This window comes from Micromonospora sp. KLBMP9576 (genome assembly GCF_050941805.1).
Classification (GTDB): Bacteria; Actinomycetota; Actinomycetes; order Mycobacteriales; family Micromonosporaceae; genus Micromonospora.
Window position 1 is genome coordinate 1,580,853 of the sequence record NZ_CP194567.1, and the last position, 22,867, is coordinate 1,603,719.

Consider the following 22,867-nt stretch of genomic DNA (forward strand, 5'->3'; position numbering starts at 1 on the left):
GCTTCCGCCCATCCGGCGTACGGGCGACGCTGCCCCGGAAGCCGGGAAGGAGGGACTTCACCTTTAGGAGGCCAGCGTGCCTGAGGCACCCACGATCGACTCCGGCAACACCGTGTGGTTGCTGGTGTCGACGGCGCTCGTGCTGCTCATGACGCCCGGATTGGCGCTGTTCTACGGCGGCCTGAACCGGGCCAAGGGCGTATTGAACATGATGATGATGAGCTTCTCCGCGATCGGGCTCATTTCTGTCTTGTGGTGGTTCTACGGTTTCAGCATCGCGTTCGGCAGCGATGTCAACGGCCTCTGGGGCGACCCGGGCGCCTACCTCGGCACCAGGACGTTCCTCGCCGAGACCGACCTCTGGGGCGCGACGGCGGAGAACCCGAGCGGCATCGGCGTGCCGCTCTACGTCTTCATGGCCTTCCAGATGATGTTCGCGGTGATCACCGTCGCGCTGATCAGCGGCGCGGTCTCCGACCGGGCGAAGTTCGCCGGGTGGCTGCTGTTCGCCTTCGGCTGGGCGACGCTCGTCTACTTCCCGGTCGCGCACTGGGTGTGGGGCGGCGGCATCATCGGCGGCGACCTGCACGCGCTCGACTTCGCCGGCGGCACCGCCGTGCACATCAACGCCGGTGCCGCGGCCCTGGCCCTGGCGCTGGTGCTGGGCAAGCGGCTCGGCTGGCCCCGGGAGGGCATGAAGCCGCACAACATCCCGCTCGTCGCGCTCGGCGCCGGGCTGCTCTGGTTCGGTTGGTTCGGCTTCAACGCCGGTTCCGAGCTGACCGTCGACTCGGTCGCCGGCCTGGCGTTCATCAACACCCAGCTCGCCACGGCCGCGGCGGTGCTCGGCTGGATCGTCGTCGAGTGGATCAAGGATCGGAAGCCGACGCTGGTCGGCGCCTCGTCCGGTGCCGTCGCCGGCTTGGTCGCCATCACGCCGGCCTGCGGCTTCGTCGCGCCCTGGGCGGCGGTGCTGCTCGGTCTCGTGGCCGGGGCCGTCTGCGCGCTGGCGATCAGCCTCAAGTACCGGCTCGGCTACGACGACTCGCTCGACGTGGTCGGCGTGCACTTCGTGGGCGGCTGGATCGGCTCGCTCTGGCTCGGCCTGTTCGCCACCAACTCGGTCAACGGCGCGATCACCGACGTCATCGGAGCCTCCGACGGGCTCTTCTACGGTGGCGGGCTGACCCAGCTCGGTCGACAGGCGCTGGCCGGCCTGATCGTCACCGCCTGGTCCTTCGCGGTGGCCTGGGTGCTCGCCTTCGGCATCGAGAAGACGATCGGCTTCCGGGTCCGGGCCGAGGCCGAGGTCGACGGCATCGACATCGCCGAGCACGCCGAGAGTGGCTACGACCTGTCGCCGTCCGCCGGCAGCGGCGGTGCCGGCGCGTTCGCCATGGCCGGGCTGGCCGGCACCAGGCCGGTGACGGAGCCGGCCGAGGTGGCCGACGAGAAGGCCGCCGCACCCGTCGACGAGAAGATCGCCGGTTAACGTTCCTGGGATGGAGGGGTTGGACATGAAGCTGGTGACCGCGGTCATCAAGCCGTACCAACTGGACGCGGTGAAGGAGGCCCTGCACGCCCTCGGCGTGGCCGGCCTGACCGTCAGCGAGGTTCAGGGCTACGGCCGGCAGAAGGGGCACACCGAGGTCTACCGGGGTGCCGAGTACACGGTCGAGTTCCTGCCCAAGATCCGGGTGGAGGTGCTCACCGACGAGATCGACGTCGACAAGATCGTGGACGCCGTCGTCGGCGCCGCCCGGACCGGCAAGATCGGCGACGGGAAGGTCTGGGTGACCGGCGTCGAGGAGGTCGTCCGGGTCCGCACCGGCGAGCGCGGCCTCGACGCGCTCTGACCGGCAGCCGAACATGACCTCGTCGACCAGGGAGAGCGCGTCGGAACACACCGGGAACGGGGTGCCGGCCCCCCCGGTCGGCGAGGTCGGCGGCGTCGGGGAGGCGGCGCGGGCGGCGCGGGCCGACGCGTACGACAGGTGGCTGCGCGGGCTGTTGCCGCCGCGGCCCGGGGTGGCGCTGCTCGCCGTCGGCGGGCTGGGCCGCCGGCAGTGCGCCCCGCACGGCGACCTCGACCTCGTCCTGCTGCACGCCGGGGTGCCCGGCGTGGACGAACTGGCCGCCTCGCTCTGGTATCCGGTGTGGGACGCCGGGCTGCGGCTGGACCACTCCGTGCGCACCGTCGCCGAGGCGCTCGCCGTCGCCCGGGACGACGTGAAGGTGGCCCTCGGGCTGCTCGACGCGCGATTCGTCGCCGGGGACGCCGCCCTCGCGGGGACGCTCGTCGGCACCGCCACCGACCAGTGGCGGCGTAACGCCGTGCGGCAGCTCCCGGCGCTGCGGGAGATCACCGCCGCCCGTTGGGCGGCCCACGGCGAACTGGCGTTCCTGCTGGAGGGCGACCTGAAGGAGGCGGCCGGCGGGTTGCGTGACGTGGGCATCCTGCGGGCGATCGCCATCGCGCAGATCACCGACGCGCTGCGCCCCGCCGTCCGCGCCGCCCACCTGCGGCTGCTGGACACCCGCGACGCGCTGCACCGGCAGGTCGGCCGCCGGGTCGACCGGCTCGTCGCCCAGGAACGCGACGGCGTCGCCGCGCTGCTCGGACTGCGCCGACCCCCACCCGGTGCGACCGACACCACCCGGCCGGTGTCGGTCGGCGGGCGGGAGGCCGCAAGCGACGGTGACGGCGACGCGCTGCTGCGCCGCGTCGCCGGGGACGCCCGGACCGTCAGCCACGCCCTCGACGACGCCTTCCGCGCCGCCGACCGGCTGCGCGCCGGCCGTCGCCGGGGCGCCGACGGGCGTGCACCGCGCCGACCGGTCGCCCGGGACGTCGTCGAGCACGACGGCGAGCTGGTGCTGGCCCGCACCGCCATCGGGGCGCGACCCGAGCCGAGCCTGTCGCTGCGGGTCGCCGCCGCCGCGGCCGTCACCCGGCTGCCGATCGCCCGGGCCACCTGCGAGTGGCTGGCCGCGTACTGCCCGCCGCTGCCGGCGCCGTGGCCGGCCGAGGCCCGGGCCGCGCTGGTCACCCTGCTCGGCGCCGGCCCCGGCCTGGTGCCGGCCTGGGAGACCTGCGACCGGTACGGGCTGATCGAGGGCTGGCTGCCCGAGTGGACCCGGCTGCGCAGCCTCCCGCAGCACAACCCGGTGCACCGGTTCACCCTCGACCGGCACCTCGTGCAGACCGCGTCGGAGGCCAGCCGGTACACCCGGGAGGTGGACCGCCCCGACCTGCTGCTGCTCGGCGCCCTGCTGCACGACGTCGGCAAGGGGCTGCCGGGAGACCACAGCACCGTCGGGGCGCCGCTGGCCGAGGCGGTGGCCGCCCGGATCGGCCTGCCCGCCCCGGAGGTGGCGCTGATCGGCACGCTGGTCCGGCTGCACCTGCTCCTGCCCGACGTGGCGACCCGGCGGGACCTCGCCGACCCGGTGACCATCGCCGGGGTGGCCGAGCGGGTCGGCGAGGCGACCACGCTGGACCTGCTGCACGCCCTGGTCCGCGCCGACGCCGCCGCCACCGGGCCGGCCGCCTGGTCGCCCTGGAAGGGCCGGCTGGTCGCCGAGCTGGTCGCCCGGGTGCGCACCACGTGGGACACGGGAGTGCCACCCGGCCCGCCCGCCCCGGATCCGGCGCTGCTGGCGGGGGCCCTGCCGGTCGTACGGCTGGCGGGGGACCGGGTGGCGGTGGCCGCGGCGGACCGGCGCGGCCTGCTCGCGACGGTGGCGGGCTGCCTGGCCCTGCACCGGCTGGAGGTGGTCTCCGCCGACGCCACCACGGTCGACGGCCGCGCCCTGGTCGAGTGCCGGGTGCAGCCCCGCTACGGCCTCGCGCCCGACCCCGTCGCCCTCGGCGCCGACCTGCGCCGCGCGGTGCGTGGCGACGTCTCGGTCGTCCGGCGGCTGAGCGGCCGGACCCTGGCGGCGCGGGCCGACGGGGCGGCGCCGAGGGTGGTGTGGCACCGGGAGGCGGCCACCGACGCCGTGCTGCTGGAACTGCGTGCGGCGGACGCTACCGGCCTGCTCTACCGGGTGACCCGCGCCCTCGACGAGGCCGGCGCCCAGGTGCGGGCGGCCCGCATCTGCACCCTCGGCGGTGACGTGGTGGACGTCTTCTATCTCGTCGGCGGCTGGCCGGCCGAGGACACCCGGGCCCGCCTGGAGTCGGCCGTGCTGGCCGCGGTGTGAGGGGGCGTGCCCCGGCCGGGCACGGGTCCCACCGCCTGGTGGTCGGCGCCGGCCGCCGGCTGTGCCCGGCCCGGAGCGGTCGTGCGGTCGGGCCGGCTACCCTAGCGGTGACCGGACACCTCGCCCGGTCGCCGATGTGCCCGCCGGAACACTGACAAACGGGATGTTCGCGTGTTTGACACCTTGAGTGACCGCCTGTCCGGGATCTTCACCAAGCTCCGCGGCAAGGGCCGGCTCACCGACGCCGACATCGACGCCACCGCGCGCGAGATCCGTCTCGCGCTGCTGGAGGCGGACGTCGCGCTGCCGGTAGTCAAGGGCTTCATCGCCAACGTCAAGGAGCGGGCGCGCGGCGCCGAGGTCTCCCAGGCGCTCAACCCGGCGCAGCAGATCATCAAGATCGTCAACGAGGAACTGATCAACATCCTCGGCGGCGAGGGGCGCCGGCTCCAGTTCGCCAAGCAGCCGCCCACGGTGATCATGCTCGCCGGCCTGCAGGGTTCCGGTAAGACCACCCTCGCCGGCAAGCTGGCCCGCTGGCTCAAGGCGCAGGGCCACCAGCCGCTGCTGGTCGCCGCCGACCTCCAGCGTCCCAACGCCGTCGGGCAGCTCCAGGTGCTCGGTGGCCGCGCCGGCGTGGAGGTGTACGCCCCCGAGCCCGGCAACGGCACCGGCGACCCGGTGCAGGTGGCGCGCGCCTCGATCGAGCACGCGAAGCGGGCCGCCCGCGACATCGTCATCGTCGACACCGCCGGCCGGCTCGGCATCGACGCCGAGATGATGCGGCAGGCCGCCGACATCCGCGACGCGGTCGACCCGGACGAGGTCATCTTCGTCATCGACGCCATGGTCGGTCAGGACGCGGTACGCACCGCCGAGGCGTTCCGCGACGGCGTGGGCATCACCGGCGTGGTCCTCTCGAAGCTCGACGGCGACGCCCGCGGCGGCGCCGCGCTGTCGGTCCGGCACGTCACCGGGCAGCCGATCCTCTTCGCCTCCACCGGCGAGAAGCTGGAGGACTTCGACGTCTTCCACCCCGACCGGATGGCCAGCCGGATCCTCGGCATGGGCGACGTCCTCACTCTGATCGAGCAGGCCGAGCAGGCCTTCGACACCGATCAGAAGGACAAGATGACCGCCAAGCTGATGGGCGGTGAGCAGTTCACCCTGGAGGACTTCCTCGACCAGCTCATCGCGGTCCGGCGGATGGGCCCGATCGCCAACGTGCTGGCCATGATGCCGGGCATGGGGCAGATGAAGGACCAGCTCTCCGAGCTGGACGACAAGCACTTCGACCGGGTCACCGCGATCATCCGGTCGATGACCCCCGCCGAGCGCACCACTCCCAAGATCATCAATGGTTCCCGGCGGGCCCGCATCGCCAACGGCTCCGGCGTGACGGTGATGGACGTCAACCAGCTGCTCAACCGCTTCGTCGAGGCGCAGAAGATGATGAAGCAGATGGGCGGCATGATGGGCCTGCCCGGCGGCGGCCGGCGCAAGGCGACCAAGTCGCCGAAGAACAAGCGCAAGGGCACCAAGGGCGGCAACCGGCCGCGCGCCGGGGCGGGCGCCCAGCTGCCGGGCGGCTTCCCGGGCGGGATGCCGCAGCTCCCCCCGGGGATGGACCCGAACGACCTGGCCGGCGGCCAGGGCCTGCCCCCGGGCTTCAAGCTGCCGAAGATCGACTTCAACAAGCTCGGCAAGGGCGGCGACGGCCGACCCCGCTGAGGCGGGTCGCTGGCGGTGGGTGACGTCGCGTACCGGGTGGTCGACCTGACCGCCCACCGGCACGGCGGCCCACCGGCACGTCGTCCGGCGGTTGCCCGCCCGCCCCGATCCGCGCCGGCCGGCGTCCAACGGGGAGAATGACGGCGAACCGGCTTCGCGGGCGGACGGAGGACGCATGGCCTGGCACGTACGCGGCGTGGTGCTGCCCGACGACGAGGTCCGCGACCTGTGGCTGGTCGGCGACCGGGTGACCTTCACCCCCGTCGCCGGCGCGCAGACCATCGCCGACGGCGGCTTCGTGCTGCCCGGCCTGATCGACGCGCACTGCCACCTCGGCATCGCCCGGGGCGGCGCCCCGATCACGTCGCTCGACCAGGCCCGCGCGCTGGCCCGCACCGACCGGGACGCGGGAGTCCTCGCGATCCGCGACGCCGGGTCGCCGTACCCGTATCCGGAACTCGACGACGAGCCCGACCTGCCGCGGCTGGCCCGCGCGGGTCGGCACGTCGCGCCGCCGAAGCGCTACCTGCGCGACATCGGGATCGAGGTCGGCGCGGCGGAGGTCGCCGCGACCGTCACCGCGCAGGCGCGCGCCGGCAACGGCTGGGTGAAGCTGGTCGGCGACTGGATCGACCGGGGCGTCGGCGACCTCGCCCCGGCCTGGGACGCCGACACCATGACGGCCGCCGTCCGGGCCGCGCACGCCGCCGGGGTACGCGCGGCCGTGCACACCTTCTCCGAGTCGGCCGTCGAGATCATGGTGCGCGCCGGGGTGGACTCGGTGGAGCACGGCACCGGCCTCAGCCTGGACCTGGTCGACGAGATGGCCCGGCGGGGCACCGCCCTCGTCCCCACGATGATCAACATTCGGACCTTCGGCGGGATCGCCGAGCAGGCCCGGGCGAAGTTCCCCGGCTACGCCGAGCACATGCTCGCCCTGCGCGACCGCTTCCCCGAGGTGGTGCGCTCCGCGTACGAGGCCGGGGTGCCGATCTACGTGGGGACGGACGCGGGCGGCGGCATCGACCACGGCCTCGCCGCGGACGAGATGCTGCTGCTGCACGAGCAGGCCGGCATGACGACCACGGACGTGCTCGCCGCCGCCTCCTGGCGGGCCCGCGAGTGGCTCGGCTTCCCCGGGCTGGTCGAGGGCGGCCTGGCGGACCTCGTCGTCTATGCCGAGGACCCGCGCGCCGACCTGCGCGCCGTGCGCGACCCCGCCCGCATCGTGCTGCGCGGTCGCGTCGTCCGCTGAGCCGTGCCGGGCGGTGGACCGGTGCCTCCGCCGGTGTCGCGGTGCCGCCGGGCGGGGTCGTCAGTCGGCGCCGGACGCCTGGGTGACCGCGTGCAGCAGGAGGTAGACCGCCAGATCGGCGAGGGCGGCGGCGGTCTGCTCGACCGGGGCGCCGGGCAGGACGATGTGGCTGATGATCAGCCGCACCACCGAGTCCGTGGCGGCGGCGACCGCGGCCCGGTCGGCACCCGGCAGCACGCCGTCGGCCCACTCCAGCAGCACGTCGGTGGCCGCGGTCAGCACCAGCTCCGAGCGGGTGGTGAGATAGGGCAGCAGCTCGTCCGAGCTGCCCCGGTTGCTGGTCAGGACGGCCTTGATCAGCGGGTCGCCGACCGCCGCCCTGAGGGTGTGCGAGATGGTGGCGTGCGCGGCGGCCCGGACGTCGTCGCGATGGGCGGCCAGCAGGGTGCGCACGTCCTCGACGAACCTGTCGATCTCCCGCCGGGCGAGCGCCTCCGCCAGCCCCGCCTTGCTGCCGAACTCGTTGTAGACCGTCTGGCGGCTCACACCCGCCGTGCGCGCGACGGCACCCATCCGGACGCCGTCCCAGCCGGTCGCGACGGTCAGGGCCCGGGCGGCCTCGACGATCGCCTCCCGCGAACGGATGCCGTCCCTCGCCTCGCTCATGGTGGTCGAATCCTAATGACCCTCCGCACCGACTGTCACGGCGCAACGTCGCGATCTCGCGCCCGATGACGGCGGCCCGCCGGCCGCCGCATAGGATCTGCGGTCATGGCACGCGTGCTCACTCCCCGTGCGGAGGACTTTCCCCGCTGGTACCAGGACCTGATCGCCAAGGCGAAGCTGGCCGACAACGGCCCGGTCCGGGGGACCATGGTCATCCGCCCGGCCGGCTACGCCATCTGGGAACGGGTGCAGGCCGAGATGGACGCCCGGATCAAGGCGGCGGGCGCGGAGAACGCGTACTTCCCGCTCTTCATCCCGGAGAGCTACCTCAAGCGCGAGGCCGAACACGTCGAGGGTTTCTCGCCGGAACTCGCGGTGGTCACCCACGGCGGCGGCAAACAGCTCGCCGAGCCGATCGTGGTGCGCCCCACCAGCGAGACCGTCATCGGCGAGTTCATGGCCAAGTGGATCGACTCCTACCGCGACCTGCCGCTGCTGCTCAACCAGTGGGCCAACGTGGTCCGCTGGGAGCTGCGCCCCCGGATCTTCCTGCGCACCAGCGAGTTCCTCTGGCAGGAGGGGCACACCGCGCACGCCACCCGCTCCGACGCGCAGGCCTACGCCCGGCGCATCCTGCACGAGGCGTACGAGGACCTGATGGTCAACGTGCTCGGCATCCCGGTGGTCGTCGGCCTCAAGACGGCCCGCGAGCGCTTCGCCGGCGCGACCGCCACCTTCACCTGCGAAGGCATGATGGGTGACGGCAAGGCCCTCCAGCTCGGCACCAGCCACGAGCTGGGGCAGAACTTCGCCAAGGCGTTCGACATCAGCTACTCCTCGGCCGAGGGCGGCCGGGAGCACGCGTGGACGACCTCCTGGGGCACCTCCACCCGGTTGCTCGGCGGCCTCATCATGTGCCACGGCGACGACAACGGCCTGCGGGTGCCGCCGAAGCTGGCGCCCGTGCAGGCGTACGTCATGGTGGTCAAGGCCGGCGAGGGCGTCGGTGAGGCGGCGGCCAAGCTGCGCGACGGCCTGCGCGACGCCGGGGTCCGGGTCGCGCTCGACGACCGCACCGACACCCCGTTCGGCCGCCGGGCCGTCGACGCCGAGCTGCGGGGCTACCCGGTACGCGTCGAGGTCGGCCCCCGCGACCTGGCGGCCGGCAACGCGGTCGTGGTCCGGCGTACGGACGGCTCGAAGTCCCCGACGCCCGTGGCCGACGTGGTCGCCGCCGTGCTGGCCGCCCTCGAAGCCGACCAACGGACCCTGCACGACCAGGCGCTCGCCCACCGCGAGTCCCACACCGTCGAGGTGTCGACCCTGGCCGAGGCGATCGAGGCGTCGGCCACCGGCTGGGCCCGGGTGCCGTGGTCGGCGGTCGGGGCGCAGGGCGAGGCGGAGGCCAACGGGCAGGGCGTCACGGTGCGCTGCCTGCTGCGCGCCGACGGCTCGGTGCCCGACAACGAGGACGAGCCCGACCTGATCGCCATCCTGGCCCGCGCGTACTGAGCGCGGGGCGGGGGCCCCTTCGTCCATGCCCGGGGCGGTGGAAGGGGCCCTCGCCCGCGCCGCAGCGGGTGGGTCGGGCCGGCGCCGGTAGGGTCGGGGCGTGAGATTCGAACCGGGGCGGCTGGTCGTGCACCGCAACGTGCGGCGGGGCCGGATCGGCTGGGCGCGCGCCGCCCGGGTGGTCAGCGACGACGAGCGGGGCCTGCTGCTCTGGGTGGCCCGCGACGCCCCCACGGCGAGCGAGGTCACCGAGGCCGGGCGGGGCATGCGGGCGGTCCCGTTCGCCGAGTGGATCACCTCGTCGTACCGGCTGGCCCCGGGCCGGTGGAACGGCCCGCCGCTGCTGGCGTTCCTACCCACCGGGGCGGCCCACTCGGTGTGGTGGTTCCGCGACGCGTACGACCGCTTCAGCGCCTGGTACGTCAACCTGGAGGAGCCCGGGGTGCGCTGGGACGACGGGAGCCTCGCCGGCGTCGACATGGTGGACCAGGACCTCGACGTGATCGTCCGGCCCGACCGCGACTGGGAGTGGAAGGACGAGGAGGAGTTCGCCGAGCGGCTGGCCTTCCCCGAGCACTACTGGGTGGCCGACGCGGACGCGGTGCGGGCCGAGGGCAAGCGGGTGATCGCGTCGGCCGAGGCGGGGGAGTTCCCGTTCGACGGCACCTGGTGCGACTTCACCCCGCCGCCGGACTGGACCACCCCCGACGAGCTGCCGCCCGGCTGGGACCGGCCCCCGGTGCGCTGAACCGTCCTGCGGTGTGTGCTCGGTCACCTTGGCGGTCGGCGGGGTGACCCGCGGTACTCCGGTGTGAGAGATCCGGGCCGGGTCTGGCAGAATGGCGTGCTGGTATCCGGTGCGTGTTCGGCGCCCTCTAACCCGGGCACGTCGCCAGTCCACCCGAGCAGTCTCCGGCCCAACCCCACGGCGTCGGTGGACACTCACCCGTGCACCGCCCGTAAACGGGTAGGTGAGATCGCAACAGGAGCGAAACAACCGTGGCCGTAAAGATCCGGCTCCTGCGGATGGGCAAGATCCGCAACCCGCAGTACCGCATCGTCATCGCCGACTCGCGCACCAAGCGTGACGGCCGGGCGATCGAGTTCGTCGGCATCTACCAGCCGAAGGAAGACCCCTCGATCATCGAGGTCAAGTCGGAGCGGGTCCAGTACTGGCTCTCCGTCGGCGCCCAGCCGAGCGAGGCCGTGCAGCGGCTGCTGGAGCTGACCGGCGACTGGCAGAAGTTCAAGGGCCTGCCGGCCCCGCCGCCGCTGAAGGTCGCTGCGGAGCGGGTCGACCGCACCGCGGCGTACGAGGCCGAGGCGAAGGCCGCGGCCGGGCTGGCCGAGGCGCCGGCCGCCAAGCCGGCCAAGAAGGCCAAGGCGGCTGAGGCTCCGGCCGAGACGCCGAAGACCGAGGCTGCGGCGGAGACGCCGAAGACCGAGGCTGCGGCGGAGACGCCGAAGACCGAGTCTCCGGCCGCTGCTGCCGACGCCGGTGAGCAGGCCTGAGATGCCTCTGCGTCCGGCGTTGGAGCACCTCGTCAAGGGCATCGTCGACCACCCCGATGACGTACGCGTCCGGTTGGTCGACTCCCGTCGGGGCAAGCGGCTGGAAGTCCGCGTGCATCCGGAGGACCTCGGCACGGTGATCGGGCGGTCCGGTCGGACCGCCAAGGCGCTGCGCCAGGTGATCGGCTCCATCGGCGGGCGCGGTGTACGCGTCGACATCGTCGACTCGTACTGATGCAGCTCATCGTCGGCAGGATCGGCAAGCCGCACGGCATCCGCGGTGAGGTCACCGTGGAGGTACGCACCGACGAACCCGAGGCGCGCTTCGCCCCCGGCATGGTGCTGCGCACCGTGCCGGGGGTGACGCCCCCGGCCCCGCCCGGCGACCGGGCACCGGGGGCGACGGCGCCCGAGGGCGGCGAGCCCTTCCGCGTGCCCGCGGAGCTGGTCGTGGAGTCCGCCCGCTGGCACCAGGAGCGGATGCTTGTCGTGTTCGAGGGCATCGGGGACCGCAACGTCGCCGAGGTGCTGCGCGGCACGCTGGTCGCGGTGGACAGCGCCGACGTCGCCCCGCCCGGGGACCCGGAGGAGTTCCACGACCACCAGCTCGTCGGGCTGGCCGTGGTCGGTCCCGACGGCGACCGGCTGGGCGAGGTGGCGCGCATCGACCACGCCCCCGCCTCCGACCTGCTCGTGGTGCGCCGTCCCGAGGGCCGCACCGCGCTCATTCCGTTCGTGAAGGCGATCGTCCTCGAGGTAGACCTCGCCGGCGGTCGTGTCGTCGTCGACCCGCCGGCCGGCCTGCTCGATCTGTAGAACGGCTGGAGCACCCCCGCATGCGCGTCGACATCGTGTCGATCTTCCCGGAGTACCTCGCCCCGCTGGACCTGTCGCTGATCGGCAGGGCGCGGACGAACGGCACGCTGCGGCTGGCCGTACACGATCTGCGGTTCTGGACGCACGACGTGCACCGCACGGTCGACGACACGCCGTACGGCGGCGGGCCCGGCATGGTGATGCGGCCGGAGCCGTGGGGCGAGGCACTCGACGCCCTCGCCCCGGCGGAGGCGACCCCGCCCCGGCTCGTGGTGCCGGCCCCGACCGGCGCCCCCTTCACCCAGGCGATGGCGCACGAGCTTGCCGCCGAGGCGCACCTGCTCTTCGCCTGCGGCCGGTACGAGGGCATCGACCAGCGGGTGCTCGACCACGCCGCCACCCGGATGCCGGTGACCGAGGTCTCCCTCGGCGACTACGTCCTCTTCGGCGGGGAGGTGGCCGTGCTGGTGATCCTGGAGGCGGTCACCCGCCTGCTGCCCGGGGTGCTCGGCAACGCGGGCTCGCTGGCCGAGGAGTCGCACGCCCACGGGCTGCTGGAGGCCCCCATGTACACGAAGCCGGCCGCCTGGCGGGGGCTGGAGGTGCCGGAGGTGCTCCGCTCCGGTGACCACGGCAGGATCGCCCGCTGGCGGCGGGACGAGGCGCTGACCCGCACCGCGTCGCGCCGGCCCGACATGCTCGCCGCGCTGGATCCGGACCGGCTCGACAAGCGTGACGTCGCCGCGTTGGAGCGGGCCGGATTTCAGCCGCCGCCGGGGGATGTGGCAAAGTAGAGGGGTTGCCGCAACCGGCCGCGCCGCGGCCGACTGCGAGGATCCCCGACCGGGGCCGGGTCACCGACCGCCACCCGGGGATCAGAATCACCCACCCGCACGCCGATTGACGGTGTGCCGTGAGCCTCACGAGGACGCAGCGATGAACATCCTGGACGCCCTTGACGCCCAGTCGAAGCGGACCGACCTCCCCGACTTCCGGGCCGGTGACACCGTCAAGGTGCACGCCCGCGTCGTCGAGGGCAACCGGTCCCGTGTGCAGATCTTCCAGGGCGTCGTCATCCGCCGCCAGGGTGACGGTCTGCGCGAGACCTTCTCGGTCCGCAAGATCAGCTTCGGTGTCGGTGTCGAGCGCACCTACCCGATCAACAGCCCGGGCATCGACCGGATCGAGATCATGGTCCGCGGTGACGTGCGCCGCGCCAAGCTCTACTTCCTGCGCGAGCTGCGCGGCAAGAAGGCCAAGATCAAGGAGAAGCGCGAGAAGCTGCCGAGCTGACCTCGCGCTCGCCACGCCGCCCGAGCTGCGCGTATGTCGTATCGACCGGACCGCACTACGCTGGTCGACACGGGCGCAGCCGGGCGACGTCCCGCCAGCACGGCGGAACGACGTCCACTACCGCCCGGGGAGCCTCGACGAGGCTCCCGGGCGGTAGTGTCATTTCTGCTGACCGGAGAGTGGCGTGGTGCAGACACTTGACGAGGACGGCGCCGTCAAACCCTGGCGCCGCCGGGCCCGCCGGCCCCGCCGCCAGATGCCGCTCTGGCAGGAACTGCCGCTGCTGCTGGTGGTCGCGTTCTGCCTCGCGGTACTGATCCGCACCTTCCTGCTCCAGGCGTTCTTCATCCCCTCCGGCTCGATGGAGGACACCCTCCTCGTCGGCGACCGGGTCCTGGTCAACAAGGTCGTCTACGACATGCGCGACCCGGTGCGGGGCGAGGTGGTCGTCTTCCGGGGCACCGAGCGGTGGGCCCCCCAGGTCGACGACGAGCCGGCACCGGGCCTGGCGGGCCGGATCAGCCGGACCGCCGGCGACCTGGTCGGCGTCAGCCGCCCCGGCGAGAAGGACTTCATCAAGCGGGTCATCGGCCTGCCCGGCGACCGGGTGGAGTGCTGCGACGCCGAGGGGCGGGTGCTCGTCAACGGCACGCCGCTCGACGAGTCGTCGTACGTCCTGCGGGACTCGCCGCTCGACATCCCGCCCAACCCCCGCGAGTGCCGCTCCCGGCGCTTCGAGGCGGTCGTGGTCCCGCCCGGGGAGATCTTCGTGATGGGCGACCACCGGCTGGTCTCCCAGGACGCCCGCTGCCAGGGGCCGGTGCCGATCGAGAACGTGGTGGGCCGGGCCTTCACGGTGGTCTGGCCGTCGTCGCGCTGGAACGCCCTGTCCGTCCCCGCCACCTTCGACGGCGTCGCCGATCCGCCGGCCGCCTCCACCGGCGCCCCGCCCCCGGTCCGCCCCACGCCCACCGGCGGGCTCGTGCTGTTCGTCCCGGTCGCGGCCGCCCTCGCCGTTCTCGCGCGTTCTGGACGGTGGCGTCCGGCCGGGCAACGTAGGCTCACCCCGTGATTGACGAGCAGACCGACAAGCCGCGCAGCTCCTTCTGGAAGGAGCTGCCCATCCTCCTGGGTGTGGCGATCCTGGTCGCGGTGCTGGTGCGTGCCTTCGTGCTGCAGACCTTCTTCATCCCCTCCCCGTCCATGGAGAACACCCTCCAGATCGACGACCGGGTGCTGGTCAACAAGTTGGTCTACGACTTCCGCTCCCCGCACCGCGGCGAGGTGATCGTCTTCAAGGCCCCCATCGAGTGGAGCGCCAACCCCGACGGCGAGGACTTCATCAAGCGCGTCATCGCCGTCGGCGGCGACCACGTGGTCTGCTGCGACCCGCAGGACCGGCTGGTGATCAACGGCCAGCCGCTGGACGAGCCCTACATCTTCCCCGGGGACAAGACCGCCGAGGAGTTCGACATCACCGTCCCCAAGGGCCGGCTCTGGGTGATGGGCGACCACCGCGAGGCGTCCGGCGACTCGCTGGAGCACTGGCAGCAGACCGGTCAGGACATCACCCTCGCCACCATCCCCGAGAGCGAGGTCGTCGGGCGGGCCTTCACCGTCTTCTGGCCCGTGGGCCGGGCCACCTGGCTGAGCGTCCCGAAGGGGTACGAGGCCATCCCCGAACCGTAGGGGCCGCCGGGCGTTGTCGGTGGCGTCTGGCAGGCTGGTGCGGTGACGGTCTACACCCCCCGGCGTGCGGCGCGCGTCCTGCTCGTTGACGAGGCGGGTCGGGTGCTGCTCTTCCACGGCTCCGATCCCGCCCACCCCGAGCACGGCCGCTGGTGGTTCACCCCCGGCGGCGGTCTGGACCCGGGGGAGACCTACCCCGAGTGCGCCGCCCGGGAGCTGGCCGAGGAGACCGGGCTGCGGCTGCCGGCCCCGGCATTCGGCGCACCCGTGCACCGCGACGTGACGGAGTTCCCCTTCGACGGCGTGTGGTACCGACAGGAGCAGGAGTTCTTCCTGGTGCGGGTGACGGGTCACGAGGTCGACACCGCCGGCTTCAGCGATATCGAGCGGGCCAGCGTCGCCGGGCACCGCTGGTGGCCGCCGGAGCAGCTCGCCGCCAGCGGCGAGCTGTACTACCCACCCGATCTGCCGGCGGTGCTGGCCCGGGCGACGGCCCCGGCCGCCCCGACGGCCCCAACCGCCCCGACGGCGCCGACGCGGTCGGCCGCCCCGACGGCGCCGACGGCCGACGGGAGCGCACCATGCTGACGCCGCCGCGCACGGTGGTGCGCCGCGAGGGCGGGCTCTACGCGCTGGAGCGCGCGTTGCAGCGGCGCGGGTTCCGACACGTCGCCGGGGCCGACGAGGCGGGTCGCGGCGCCTGCGCGGGGCCGCTGGTCGCCGCCGCCGCGATCCTGCCCGAGGGGCGCCGTGGCGAGATCGACGGGCTGGCCGACTCCAAGCTGCTCACCCCCGCCAGCCGGGAGCGGATCCACGACGACGTCGTGGCCCGCGCGCTGGCGTACGCCGTGGTGGTCATCCCGGCGCAGGAGGTCGACGAGCGGGGCCTGCACGTGTGCAACCTGGCCGCGATGCGCCGCGCGCTGGCCTCGCTGACGACCCGCCCCGACTACGTGTTGACCGACGGTTTCGGGGTGGACGGCCTCGACGTGCCGGGGCTGGCGGTGTGGAAGGGCGACCGGGTGGCCGCCTGCGTCGCGGCGGCGAGCGTGCTCGCCAAGGTCACCCGGGACCGGATCATGGTCGAGCTGGACGGGACGTACCCCGGCTACGGGTTCGCCGTGCACAAGGGTTACATCACCGCGGAACACACCGCGGCGCTGCGGGACCGGGGGCCGTGCCGGGAGCACCGGTTCTCGTACGTCAACGTGGCCACCGTGTCCGGCCGGGACGGCGCCCCGCCCCGGGCCCGGCGGCCGGCGGACGCGAGGCGGGACGAGCCGATGGAGCACTCCAGCCCGCCAGGGGGTACCGTCGGCGTGGCGTTGGGCGAGCAGCCTTGGCCTCCGGCGTCGGTGGGGGAAGATGTGGTCATGGAAGGCGGAGTGCGATGAGCGCGGAAGACCTCGAGAAGTACGAGACCGAGATGGAGCTGCAGCTCTACCGGGAGTACCGCGACATCGTCCGCCAGTTCTCCTACGTGGTGGAGACCGAACGTCGCTTCTACCTGGCCAACCAGGTCGACATGCACGTGCGTAACTCCGACGGCGAGGTCTACTTCGAGGTCGAGATGCACGACGCCTGGGTGTGGGACATGTACCGTCCGGCGCGGTTCGTCAAGAACGTCCGGGTGATGACCTTCAAGGACGTCAACGTCGAGGAGCTGGAGAAGCCCGACATCTCGCTGCCCGCCGACTCCGGCTTCGGCGGCTGACCCCGCCGCTTCCCGACCCGCGCCGCCTTCCGCATCCGTAGTCGCACCTCCGCGCGCCGCCGGGGCAGCGCCGGCCCCGCCTCGTCGTGCTCCCCGTGCCAGGCGTGTCGGTCCCCCGTCATCGTGCTCCCGGGACGGCCGCCAGCGACGTCCGCCTAGCAGATCGTCCGGCCTCACGGGTGCCCGTCCACAGGACGGCCGTCGTCCACAGGCGAGGGTGCCGGGGGTGGCGATGGCGGGTGGGCGGCGAGCAGGCTGCGCCCATGCGACCTGCCGCCCGTACCGCCCTCGCGCTCTGCGCCGCGCTGCTCCTACTCGGACCCACCGCGCCCGCCGCCCGCCCGGTCTCGGCGACGGTCGGGCCCTTCCTCGCGGCGGCACCGTCTCAGGCCGTGCTCCCGCGGACCGCGCCGGCCGGGGACGCGCGCTTCCGGTGGCCACTCGACGGCGTGCCGCGCCCGGTGCGCCGGTTCGACCCGCCGCCCCGGCCATGGCTGCCCGGGCACCGGGGCGTCGACCTGGCCGCCGCGCCGGGCGCGACCGTGCGGGCCGCCGGTGCCGGCACGGTGCTCTTCGCCGGCCTGGTCGCCGGTCGTCCCGTCGTCACCGTCGGGCACGCCGACGGGCTGCGCACCACTCACGAGCCGGTGTCGCCGGCGGTCCGCCCGGGGGCGTCGCTGGCCGCCGGGGCAGCGCTGGGCACCCTGCTGGCGGGTCACCCGGGCTGCCCCGCACCCGCCTGCCTGCACTGGGGGCTGCGGCGCGGTGCCGACTACCTGGATCCGCTGGCGCTGCTCGGCCTCGGCCCGGTGCGGCTGCTGCCGCTCGACGGCGCCGAACCCGCCCTCAGCGCTGGGCGAGCAGCGGGGGGAGCCGCACCGCGAGCCGCTCGTACTCGTCGGGGGTGTTGTAGACCTGGGCGCAGAGCCGCAGCCAGCCCCGCCCGTTCCAGGTCATGACGGCGACCTCGGTGGCGAGCCGCCCGGCGATCCGTTCCCGCAGCGCCCGCGCCGTGTCGAGCGTGCCGGCCAGGCCCGTCGGCAGGGGGACGATCCGCATGGCCACCCCGGGCCCACCCGGGTCCGGCAGGTCGGCGGGGGCCACCCCGAGGGCGTCCCCCAGGACCCGCTGGCCGTACGCCGCCAGCGCGGCGTTGTGCGCGCGTACCCGGTCCACGCCGAGGGCCCGCAGCGTGAACAGGCCCGCCGGCGCGGCCAGCCAACCCGTGTAGTCCTGCGTCGCGGCCCACTCGACCCGGCCCGGGAACCCCGACTCCTGCTCCCAGGAGACGACCAGCGGTTCGATCCGCTCCCGCCACGGCGGGGCGACCACCAGCGCGGCGGTGCCGCGCGGCGCGTACGCCCACTTGTGCAGGTTGCCCACCCAGAAGTCGGCGCCGATGTCGTCCACCGGCGTCGGCAGCATCCCGGGGGCGTGTGCGGCGTCGACGAGGACCGGTATCCCGTGCTCCCGGGCGACGCCGACGATCGCGGCGACGGGGAAGAGCCGGGCGGTGGCCGAGGTGAGCTGGTCCACGACGAGCAGGCGGGTCCGCCCCGGGCGCAACCCGGCGCGGACGATCTCGACGATCTCCTCGTGCGAGGCGGTAAGCGGAATCGGCAACGCGCGGGCGACCGCCCCCGTACGCCGGCACTGCCGGGCGACGGAGAAGCCGACCGCGCCGTAGCCGTGGTCGGTGGTGAGCACCTCGTCGCCGGAGTGCAGGTCGAGCGACTGGAGCACCACCGCCACGCCGGTCGTGGCGTTCGGGACCAGTGCGGTGCCCGCCGGGTCGGCGCCCAGGAAGCCCGCCAGGTGCCGGCGGGCGTGGGTGATCCGCTCGACGAGGCCCTGCGTGAAGAAGCGCAGCGGGTTGGCCTCCATCTCGTCGCGCAGCCGCTGCTGGGTTCGCTGCACGGCGATCGGCACCGCGCCGAACGAACCGTGGTTGAGGTGGCTGACCGACGGGTCCAGCGAGAAGAGCAGGCGGGCTGCCGCGAACGGCTCGGGCGGCTGCGGAATGCTCACCTGACGATCGTAGCCATCGGTCGATCCCCCACCGCCGCTGTGCCGGCGGGCCGCAACGGCCGTGCTCGGCGCGGCCAGCGGCAGCGTTCAGGCACGGGGATGGGCCTGCCGGTAGGCGGCGCGGAGGCGCTCCACGGACACGTGGGTGTAGATCTGGGTGCTCGCCAGCGACGAGTGCCCCAGCAACTCCTGCACCGCCCGCAGGTCCGCACCGCCCTCCAGCAGATGGGTGGCGGCGGAGTGGCGCAGGCCGTGCGGGCTGGTCCGGGGCAGGCCGGCGGCTTCGGCGTACCCGCCGACGATCCGCCGGGCGGTGGTCGGGTTGAGCCGGCCGCCGCGCGCCCCGAGCAGCAGCGCGGCACCGGAGCCGGGACCGGTCAGGGCCGGCCGGCCCCGGCTCAGCCAGGCGTCCAGCGCCCGCTGCGCCGGCACGCCGTAGGGCACCGCGCGTTCCCGCCCGCCCTTGCCGAGCACCCGGACCACCCGACGAGCGTGGTCGACGTCGCCGACGTCCAGGCCGCACGCCTCGCTGATCCGTACGCCGGTGCCGTACAACAGCTCCAGCAGCACCCGGTCGCGCAGCAGCACCGCCTCCGTGGCCGGATCCGGCGTACCGGCCACGGCGTTGCCCGTCCGGCCGTCGGCCGTCGTCGCGCTCTGGCCGTCGGCCGTCCCGCTCTGGCCGTCGGCCGGCGTCGCGCTCCGGCCGGGCGCCTCGACGAGCGCGGCCGCCTGGTCAGCGCGGAGCACTGTGGGCAGCTCGCGGTGCCCCCGGGGGCTGGCGAGCGGGGCGGCCACGTCGCTGGGCAGCAGGCCCGTGCGGTGGGCCCAGACGCTGAACGTGCGCGCCGACGCGGCCCGGCGGGCCAACGACGTGCGGGCCGCCCCGGTCGTCCGCTGCTTCGCCAGCCAGCTACGCAGCACGGTCAGGTCCAGCTCCGCCGGGACGGTGCAGCCCATCCGCGTGGCGTGTTCCAGCAGCGAGACCACGTCGGCGACGTACGCCCGGACGGTGTGGGTGGACCGGTTACGCACGTCGGCCAGGTGCCCGGCGAAGTCATCGACGGCCTGGCGCATCGCGGCGGGCAGCGCCTCGTGGGTGGCTCGGGTGCCGTGGCCGTACCCGCTCATGCACACCTCGTCGCTGCGGGCGGTGATCCAGTGTCAGGGACGGTGCCAGCCTACGGGCAGACGGCGACCTGGTCGGGGTCCGCCCTGGTGCGGGCGGTGGCGGTTCCCACCTGATGTTGTGGACGGCTCAGCTCGAAAGCGGCGCATGACCCACGGACCGCAGGCCGTGGACCGGCTCACCCGTCAGGTCGTCCCCGTGCGGCCGGGCTGCCCGGCTTCGGCGGCGGAGCCAGCGCGTACCCGCCGTCGCGGCGGAGCACCAGGGTCAGCTGCTCCAGCATGGACAGCTTGCGCAGCGCCGTGCGGACGTCGACCCCCGCCCGACTCGCCAGGGGCTCCACCCCGATCACGCCCCGGCGGGGAAACGCCTCCAGGACCAGCGTCGCCTCGTCGTCGAGCAGGTCGGCCGGCCGCTCCGGGCCACGCGCCGCCGGCGCGAGGTCGGCGCCGATCCGACCCACCTCCTCCAGGACGTGGGCGACGCCGGTGACGAGCCGGGCGTCCGGCTGCTCGCGCAGCACCTCGTGGGCGCCGACCGACATCGCCGAGGTGACCGGCCCCGGCACCACCATCGCCCGTCGGCCGATGGCGATCGCCCGGTTCATCGTCTGGGTCGCTCCGCTGCGGGCGGACGCCTCCACCAGCACCGTGCCGGCGGTGCCGGCGGCGATCACCCGGTTGCGGATGAGGAACCGCGGGCGCAGCGGGTCCGCCCCCGGTGGCCACTCGCTGAGCAGCAACCCGGTCTCGGCGATCCGGTCGAAGAGCGCGGCGTTGCCCATCGGATAGGGGCGGTCCACCCCGCAGGCGAGCACCCCCACCGTCAGGCCGCCGCCGCTGAGTGCGCCCCGGTGCGCCGCCGCGTCGATGCCGAACGCCCCGCCGGAGACCACCGTCCAGTTCCGGTCGGCCAGGCCGTAGCCGAGTTCGGTGGCGACATGCAGGCCGTACGGGGTCGCGGCCCGGGCGCCGACCACCGCCACCGAGCGGTCCAACGCCTCGTCCAGACGTGCCTGCCCGCGTACCCAGAAGCACAGGGGTGGGGCGGTCTCCGTGTCCACCCGCCGGCTGGCCTCGGGCAGCCTGAGCCGGTGCAGGTCGGCGAGCTGGTGCGGCCACTCCTCGTCCTCGGGGCAGACGATCCGGGCGCCGAGCCGGTCGGCCCGGGCCAGCGCGTCGGACGCCACGGCACGGGCGTCGCCGCCGGCGCGCCGCGCCGCCACGGTGGCCCGGAGCTTCTCCTCCGGTGCCCCACCGTCGAGCAGCAGCTCCAGCGCGGCGATCGGGCCGAGCCGCCGCACCAGCCGGTATACCGACCAGGTGCCCGGTTCGGCGAGCCAGGTCAACGCCACCCGCGCGAGCAGCCGCTCCTGCCTGGTGCTCATGTCCCCTCTCCCGTCCTGAGTTGGATGGCCTCCAGGACGTCCTCGCGGTGCGGGCGGTGCCGCCCGTCGAGGTCGGCGATGGTCCAGGCCATTCGGATGATGCGGTCGAAGCCGCGCGCGGAGAGCGCGCCGGAGTCCAGCCGTCCGCGCAGCTCGGCGGTGTCCCGGCCGGGCAGCCGCCACGGCGGGCGGCGCAGGTGCGGACCGGGGATCTCGGCGTTGAGCCGGTGTCCCGTGCCCGCCCAGCGGGCCTCGGCCGCCCGTCGGGCCGCCGACACCCGGGCGGCGACCGCCACCGACGACTCGCCCGGCTCCGCCGTCTCCATCAGGTCCGCCGCGCGCACCGGCATCAACCGCACCTGTACGTCGATGCGGTCCAGCAGCGGCCCGGAGAGCCGACCGAGGTAGCGGCGGCGGGCCAGCGGGGTGCACTCGCAGTGGGAATCGCCGGCGGGCTTGGCGCAGGGACACGGGTTGGCGGCGAGCACCAGTTGCGTCCGGGCCGGGTACTCGGCGCCGCCCCGGCTGCGGGCGAGCTGGACCCGGCCGTGTTCCAGCGGCTGGCGCAGCGACTCCAACGCCGCCTTGCTGAACTCCGGCGCCTCGTCGAGGAAGAGCACTCCCCGGTGTGCCAGGGAGATCGCACCCGGTCGGGCCAGCCCCGAACCGCCGCCGACCAGGGACGGCACGGTGGCGGTGTGGTGCGGCGCCTGGAACGGCGGACGGCGTACGAGGCGGGCACCCGGTGCGAGTAACCCGGCGATCGAGTGCAGGGCGGTGACCTCCAACGCGGCCTCGTCGTCCAGCTCCGGCAGGATCGACGGCAGCCGCTCGGCGAGCATGGTCTTGCCCGCTCCCGGCGGCCCGAGCAGCGCCACGTGGTGCCCACCGGCCGCCGCGATCTCCAGCGCCCGCCGGCCCAGCTCCTGCCCCGCCACGTCGGCGAGATCCGGCCCGCGCGGGGCGACCGGCGGCGCGGCGGCGGGCGGATCGATCAACGGGGCGCCGTCGCGGACGAAGGCGACCAGCCGGTGCAACGTGTCCACGGCGCGGACCCGTAGCCCGGGGATGACCGCCGCCTCCACGGCGTTGTCGACGGGAACGATCACCCGGTCGATTCCGGCCCGCGCCGCCGCCGCGACCATCGGCAGCACCCCGCGCACCGGCCGGACCGCCCCGTCGAGGCCTAGCTCCCCGAGGACCACCACCTTCTCCAGCGGCAGCAGCGGCAACTCGCCGGAGCCGCCGAGCACCGCCGCCGCGATCGCCAGGTCGAAGGCGGAGCCGAACTTCGGCAGGGTGGCGGGCAGCAGGTTGAGGGTGATCCGTCGGTTCGGCCACCGCTGGCCGGAGTTGACGATGGCGGCGCGTACCCGGTCGCGGGCCTCGTGCAGGGCGGTGTCGGGCAGCCCCGAGATCGCGACCGCCGGCAGCCCCCGGGCCAGGTCGGCCTCCACCTCCACGAGGTGCCCGGTCACCCCGACCAGGCCGACGCAGAGCACCTTGGCGTAGCTCATCGCGATCCCCGCTCAGAAGGCGTTCTTGAGGTGCTCGACCCGGGCCGGGCCGGCGTCGGGCAGCCGTACCGAGAGCACGTCGAAGCGCACCTCGTCGGCGACGGTGCCGGTCTCGGCCAGCCACCGGGCGGCCAGGCCGCGCAGCCGGCGGGCCTTGGCCGGTACGACCGCCTCGGCCGGGCTGCCGTACTCGCCCGTGCGGCGGGTCTTCACCTCGCAGATGGCGAGCACCGGCCCGTCCCAGGCGATGATGTCGATCTCCCCGGCCCGGCAGCGCCAGTTCCGGGCGACGGGGCGCAGCCCCGCCTCGATGAGGTGCCGGACGGCACATCGCTCGCCGTACGCGCCGACCGCCTGGTTCCGCTTCGTCATGTCCGGCACGGTGCCGCCCGGGTGCGGGGCGCCGCCGCCC

At 74.3% G+C, this 22,867-nt stretch carries 23 protein-coding genes and 1 pseudogene; 18 read left to right on the plus strand and 6 right to left on the minus strand.

Going from position 1 to position 22,867, the window contains the following annotated elements:
* Positions 1-76 precede the first annotated feature (76 nt).
* From ACQ452_RS07145 to ACQ452_RS07165, 5 genes are all read left to right on the plus strand, one after another.
* A complete protein-coding gene (locus ACQ452_RS07145; RefSeq protein WP_433391292.1) occupies positions 77-1,492 on the plus strand; it encodes an ammonium transporter in 1,416 nt (471 codons plus the stop codon).
* Between the two features lie 25 nt (positions 1,493-1,517).
* Complete coding sequence (locus tag ACQ452_RS07150) at positions 1,518-1,856, plus strand: P-II family nitrogen regulator (protein WP_358035936.1); 339 nt, start codon at positions 1,518-1,520, stop codon at positions 1,854-1,856.
* A gap of 13 nt (positions 1,857-1,869) precedes the next feature.
* Positions 1,870-4,206, plus strand: a complete 2,337-nt coding sequence (locus ACQ452_RS07155) for a [protein-PII] uridylyltransferase (RefSeq protein WP_433391295.1) — start codon at positions 1,870-1,872, stop codon at positions 4,204-4,206.
* Positions 4,207-4,377: 171 nt separating this feature from the next.
* Entirely contained in the window at positions 4,378-5,937 is a 1,560-nt protein-coding gene (ffh, locus tag ACQ452_RS07160) for a signal recognition particle protein (protein ID WP_433391298.1), read from the plus strand.
* A 175-nt stretch (positions 5,938-6,112) separates the two neighbouring features.
* On the plus strand, positions 6,113-7,192 hold the full coding sequence (locus ACQ452_RS07165) for an amidohydrolase family protein (protein WP_433391302.1): 1,080 nt from the start codon (positions 6,113-6,115) through the stop codon (positions 7,190-7,192).
* Between the two features lie 60 nt (positions 7,193-7,252).
* Here ACQ452_RS07165 and ACQ452_RS07170 read toward each other — a convergent pair whose 3' ends face one another.
* Positions 7,253-7,858 (minus strand): TetR family transcriptional regulator, encoded by a 606-nt coding sequence (locus tag ACQ452_RS07170; RefSeq protein WP_433391305.1) that lies wholly within the window; start codon positions 7,856-7,858, stop codon positions 7,253-7,255.
* A 105-nt stretch (positions 7,859-7,963) separates the two neighbouring features.
* On the opposite strand from ACQ452_RS07170, the gene proS reads away from it, so the two are divergent.
* The 13 genes and pseudogenes from proS to ACQ452_RS07235 all read left to right on the plus strand — a co-directional run bounded on the left by proS (position 7,964) and on the right by ACQ452_RS07235 (position 17,353).
* On the plus strand, positions 7,964-9,370 hold the full coding sequence (gene proS, locus ACQ452_RS07175) for a proline--tRNA ligase (protein WP_433391307.1): 1,407 nt from the start codon (positions 7,964-7,966) through the stop codon (positions 9,368-9,370).
* A gap of 100 nt (positions 9,371-9,470) precedes the next feature.
* A complete protein-coding gene (locus tag ACQ452_RS07180) occupies positions 9,471-10,118 on the plus strand; it encodes a DUF402 domain-containing protein (RefSeq protein ID WP_433391310.1) in 648 nt (215 codons plus the stop codon).
* A 251-nt stretch (positions 10,119-10,369) separates the two neighbouring features.
* Positions 10,370-10,882, plus strand: coding sequence for a 30S ribosomal protein S16 (rpsP, locus tag ACQ452_RS07185; RefSeq protein ID WP_433391313.1), 513 nt, complete (start codon positions 10,370-10,372; stop codon positions 10,880-10,882).
* Complete coding sequence (locus ACQ452_RS07190; protein ID WP_433394018.1) at positions 10,857-11,117, plus strand: RNA-binding protein; 261 nt, start codon at positions 10,857-10,859, stop codon at positions 11,115-11,117. The genes rpsP and ACQ452_RS07190 overlap by 26 nt, the downstream gene beginning before the upstream one ends.
* Positions 11,117-11,698 carry a ribosome maturation factor RimM gene (rimM, locus tag ACQ452_RS07195; protein ID WP_433391316.1) on the plus strand — a complete coding sequence of 194 codons (582 nt, stop codon included), beginning with the start codon at positions 11,117-11,119 and terminating at the stop codon, positions 11,696-11,698. The genes ACQ452_RS07190 and rimM overlap by 1 nt, the downstream gene beginning before the upstream one ends.
* A gap of 20 nt (positions 11,699-11,718) precedes the next feature.
* Complete coding sequence (gene trmD / locus ACQ452_RS07200) at positions 11,719-12,492, plus strand: tRNA (guanosine(37)-N1)-methyltransferase TrmD (protein ID WP_433391319.1); 774 nt, start codon at positions 11,719-11,721, stop codon at positions 12,490-12,492.
* 142 nt (positions 12,493-12,634) lie between these two features.
* Entirely contained in the window at positions 12,635-12,991 is a 357-nt protein-coding gene (gene rplS / locus ACQ452_RS07205; RefSeq protein WP_433391321.1) for a 50S ribosomal protein L19, read from the plus strand.
* A 184-nt stretch (positions 12,992-13,175) separates the two neighbouring features.
* Positions 13,176-14,050 (plus strand): annotated as a pseudogene (gene lepB, locus ACQ452_RS07210) (signal peptidase I).
* A 9-nt stretch (positions 14,051-14,059) separates the two neighbouring features.
* Positions 14,060-14,680, plus strand: coding sequence for a signal peptidase I (lepB, locus tag ACQ452_RS07215; protein ID WP_433391324.1), 621 nt, complete (start codon positions 14,060-14,062; stop codon positions 14,678-14,680).
* Between the two features lie 42 nt (positions 14,681-14,722).
* A complete protein-coding gene (locus tag ACQ452_RS07220; protein WP_433391326.1) occupies positions 14,723-15,268 on the plus strand; it encodes an NUDIX hydrolase in 546 nt (181 codons plus the stop codon).
* A complete protein-coding gene (locus tag ACQ452_RS07225) occupies positions 15,262-16,074 on the plus strand; it encodes a ribonuclease HII (RefSeq protein WP_433391328.1) in 813 nt (270 codons plus the stop codon). The genes ACQ452_RS07220 and ACQ452_RS07225 overlap by 7 nt, the downstream gene beginning before the upstream one ends.
* Entirely contained in the window at positions 16,071-16,394 is a 324-nt protein-coding gene (locus ACQ452_RS07230) for a DUF2469 domain-containing protein (protein ID WP_091620948.1), read from the plus strand. Before ACQ452_RS07225 ends, ACQ452_RS07230 begins: the two co-directional genes overlap by 4 nt.
* A gap of 263 nt (positions 16,395-16,657) precedes the next feature.
* Positions 16,658-17,353 (plus strand): peptidoglycan DD-metalloendopeptidase family protein, encoded by a 696-nt coding sequence (locus tag ACQ452_RS07235; protein WP_433391331.1) that lies wholly within the window; start codon positions 16,658-16,660, stop codon positions 17,351-17,353.
* Here ACQ452_RS07235 and ACQ452_RS07240 read toward each other — a convergent pair.
* From ACQ452_RS07240 to ACQ452_RS07260, 5 genes are all read right to left on the minus strand, one after another.
* Positions 17,241-18,422: an aminotransferase class V-fold PLP-dependent enzyme gene (locus ACQ452_RS07240; protein WP_433391334.1), complete on the minus strand. Its 1,182-nt coding sequence runs from the start codon at positions 18,420-18,422 to the stop codon at positions 17,241-17,243. The two genes, ACQ452_RS07235 and ACQ452_RS07240, sit on opposite strands and share 113 nt — an antisense overlap.
* An 87-nt stretch (positions 18,423-18,509) precedes the next feature.
* Positions 18,510-19,553 carry a tyrosine recombinase XerC gene (locus ACQ452_RS07245; protein ID WP_433391336.1) on the minus strand — a complete coding sequence of 348 codons (1,044 nt, stop codon included), beginning with the start codon at positions 19,551-19,553 and terminating at the stop codon, positions 18,510-18,512.
* A gap of 176 nt (positions 19,554-19,729) precedes the next feature.
* Positions 19,730-20,938, minus strand: a complete 1,209-nt coding sequence (locus ACQ452_RS07250; protein ID WP_433391338.1) for a DNA-processing protein DprA — start codon at positions 20,936-20,938, stop codon at positions 19,730-19,732.
* On the minus strand, positions 20,935-22,455 hold the full coding sequence (locus ACQ452_RS07255) for a YifB family Mg chelatase-like AAA ATPase (protein ID WP_433391340.1): 1,521 nt from the start codon (positions 22,453-22,455) through the stop codon (positions 20,935-20,937). The genes ACQ452_RS07250 and ACQ452_RS07255 overlap by 4 nt, the downstream gene beginning before the upstream one ends.
* Positions 22,456-22,467: 12 nt before the next feature.
* Positions 22,468-22,827 (minus strand): YraN family protein, encoded by a 360-nt coding sequence (locus tag ACQ452_RS07260; protein WP_433391343.1) that lies wholly within the window; start codon positions 22,825-22,827, stop codon positions 22,468-22,470.
* Positions 22,828-22,867: the final 40 nt, after the last annotated feature.

Coding starts and splice junctions, on each gene's coding strand:
- trmD (WP_433391319.1), top strand. CDS start 11,719: ATGCGCGTCGACATCGTGTCGATCTTCCCGGAGTACCTCGCCCCGCTG.
- ACQ452_RS07150 (WP_358035936.1), top strand. CDS start 1,518: ATGAAGCTGGTGACCGCGGTCATCAAGCCGTACCAACTGGACGCGGTG.
- ACQ452_RS07230 (WP_091620948.1), top strand. CDS start 16,071: ATGAGCGCGGAAGACCTCGAGAAGTACGAGACCGAGATGGAGCTGCAG.
- rplS (WP_433391321.1), top strand. CDS start 12,635: ATGAACATCCTGGACGCCCTTGACGCCCAGTCGAAGCGGACCGACCTC.
- proS (WP_433391307.1), top strand. CDS start 7,964: ATGGCACGCGTGCTCACTCCCCGTGCGGAGGACTTTCCCCGCTGGTAC.
- ACQ452_RS07260 (WP_433391343.1), bottom strand. CDS start 22,827: ATGACGAAGCGGAACCAGGCGGTCGGCGCGTACGGCGAGCGATGTGCC.
- ACQ452_RS07255 (WP_433391340.1), bottom strand. CDS start 22,455: ATGAGCTACGCCAAGGTGCTCTGCGTCGGCCTGGTCGGGGTGACCGGG.
- ACQ452_RS07165 (WP_433391302.1), top strand. CDS start 6,113: ATGGCCTGGCACGTACGCGGCGTGGTGCTGCCCGACGACGAGGTCCGC.
- ACQ452_RS07225 (WP_433391328.1), top strand. CDS start 15,262: ATGCTGACGCCGCCGCGCACGGTGGTGCGCCGCGAGGGCGGGCTCTAC.
- rimM (WP_433391316.1), top strand. CDS start 11,117: ATGCAGCTCATCGTCGGCAGGATCGGCAAGCCGCACGGCATCCGCGGT.
- ACQ452_RS07250 (WP_433391338.1), bottom strand. CDS start 20,938: ATGAGCACCAGGCAGGAGCGGCTGCTCGCGCGGGTGGCGTTGACCTGG.
- ACQ452_RS07155 (WP_433391295.1), top strand. CDS start 1,870: ATGACCTCGTCGACCAGGGAGAGCGCGTCGGAACACACCGGGAACGGG.
- ACQ452_RS07245 (WP_433391336.1), bottom strand. CDS start 19,553: ATGAGCGGGTACGGCCACGGCACCCGAGCCACCCACGAGGCGCTGCCC.
- ACQ452_RS07235 (WP_433391331.1), top strand. CDS start 16,658: ATGCGACCTGCCGCCCGTACCGCCCTCGCGCTCTGCGCCGCGCTGCTC.
- ACQ452_RS07170 (WP_433391305.1), bottom strand. CDS start 7,858: ATGAGCGAGGCGAGGGACGGCATCCGTTCGCGGGAGGCGATCGTCGAG.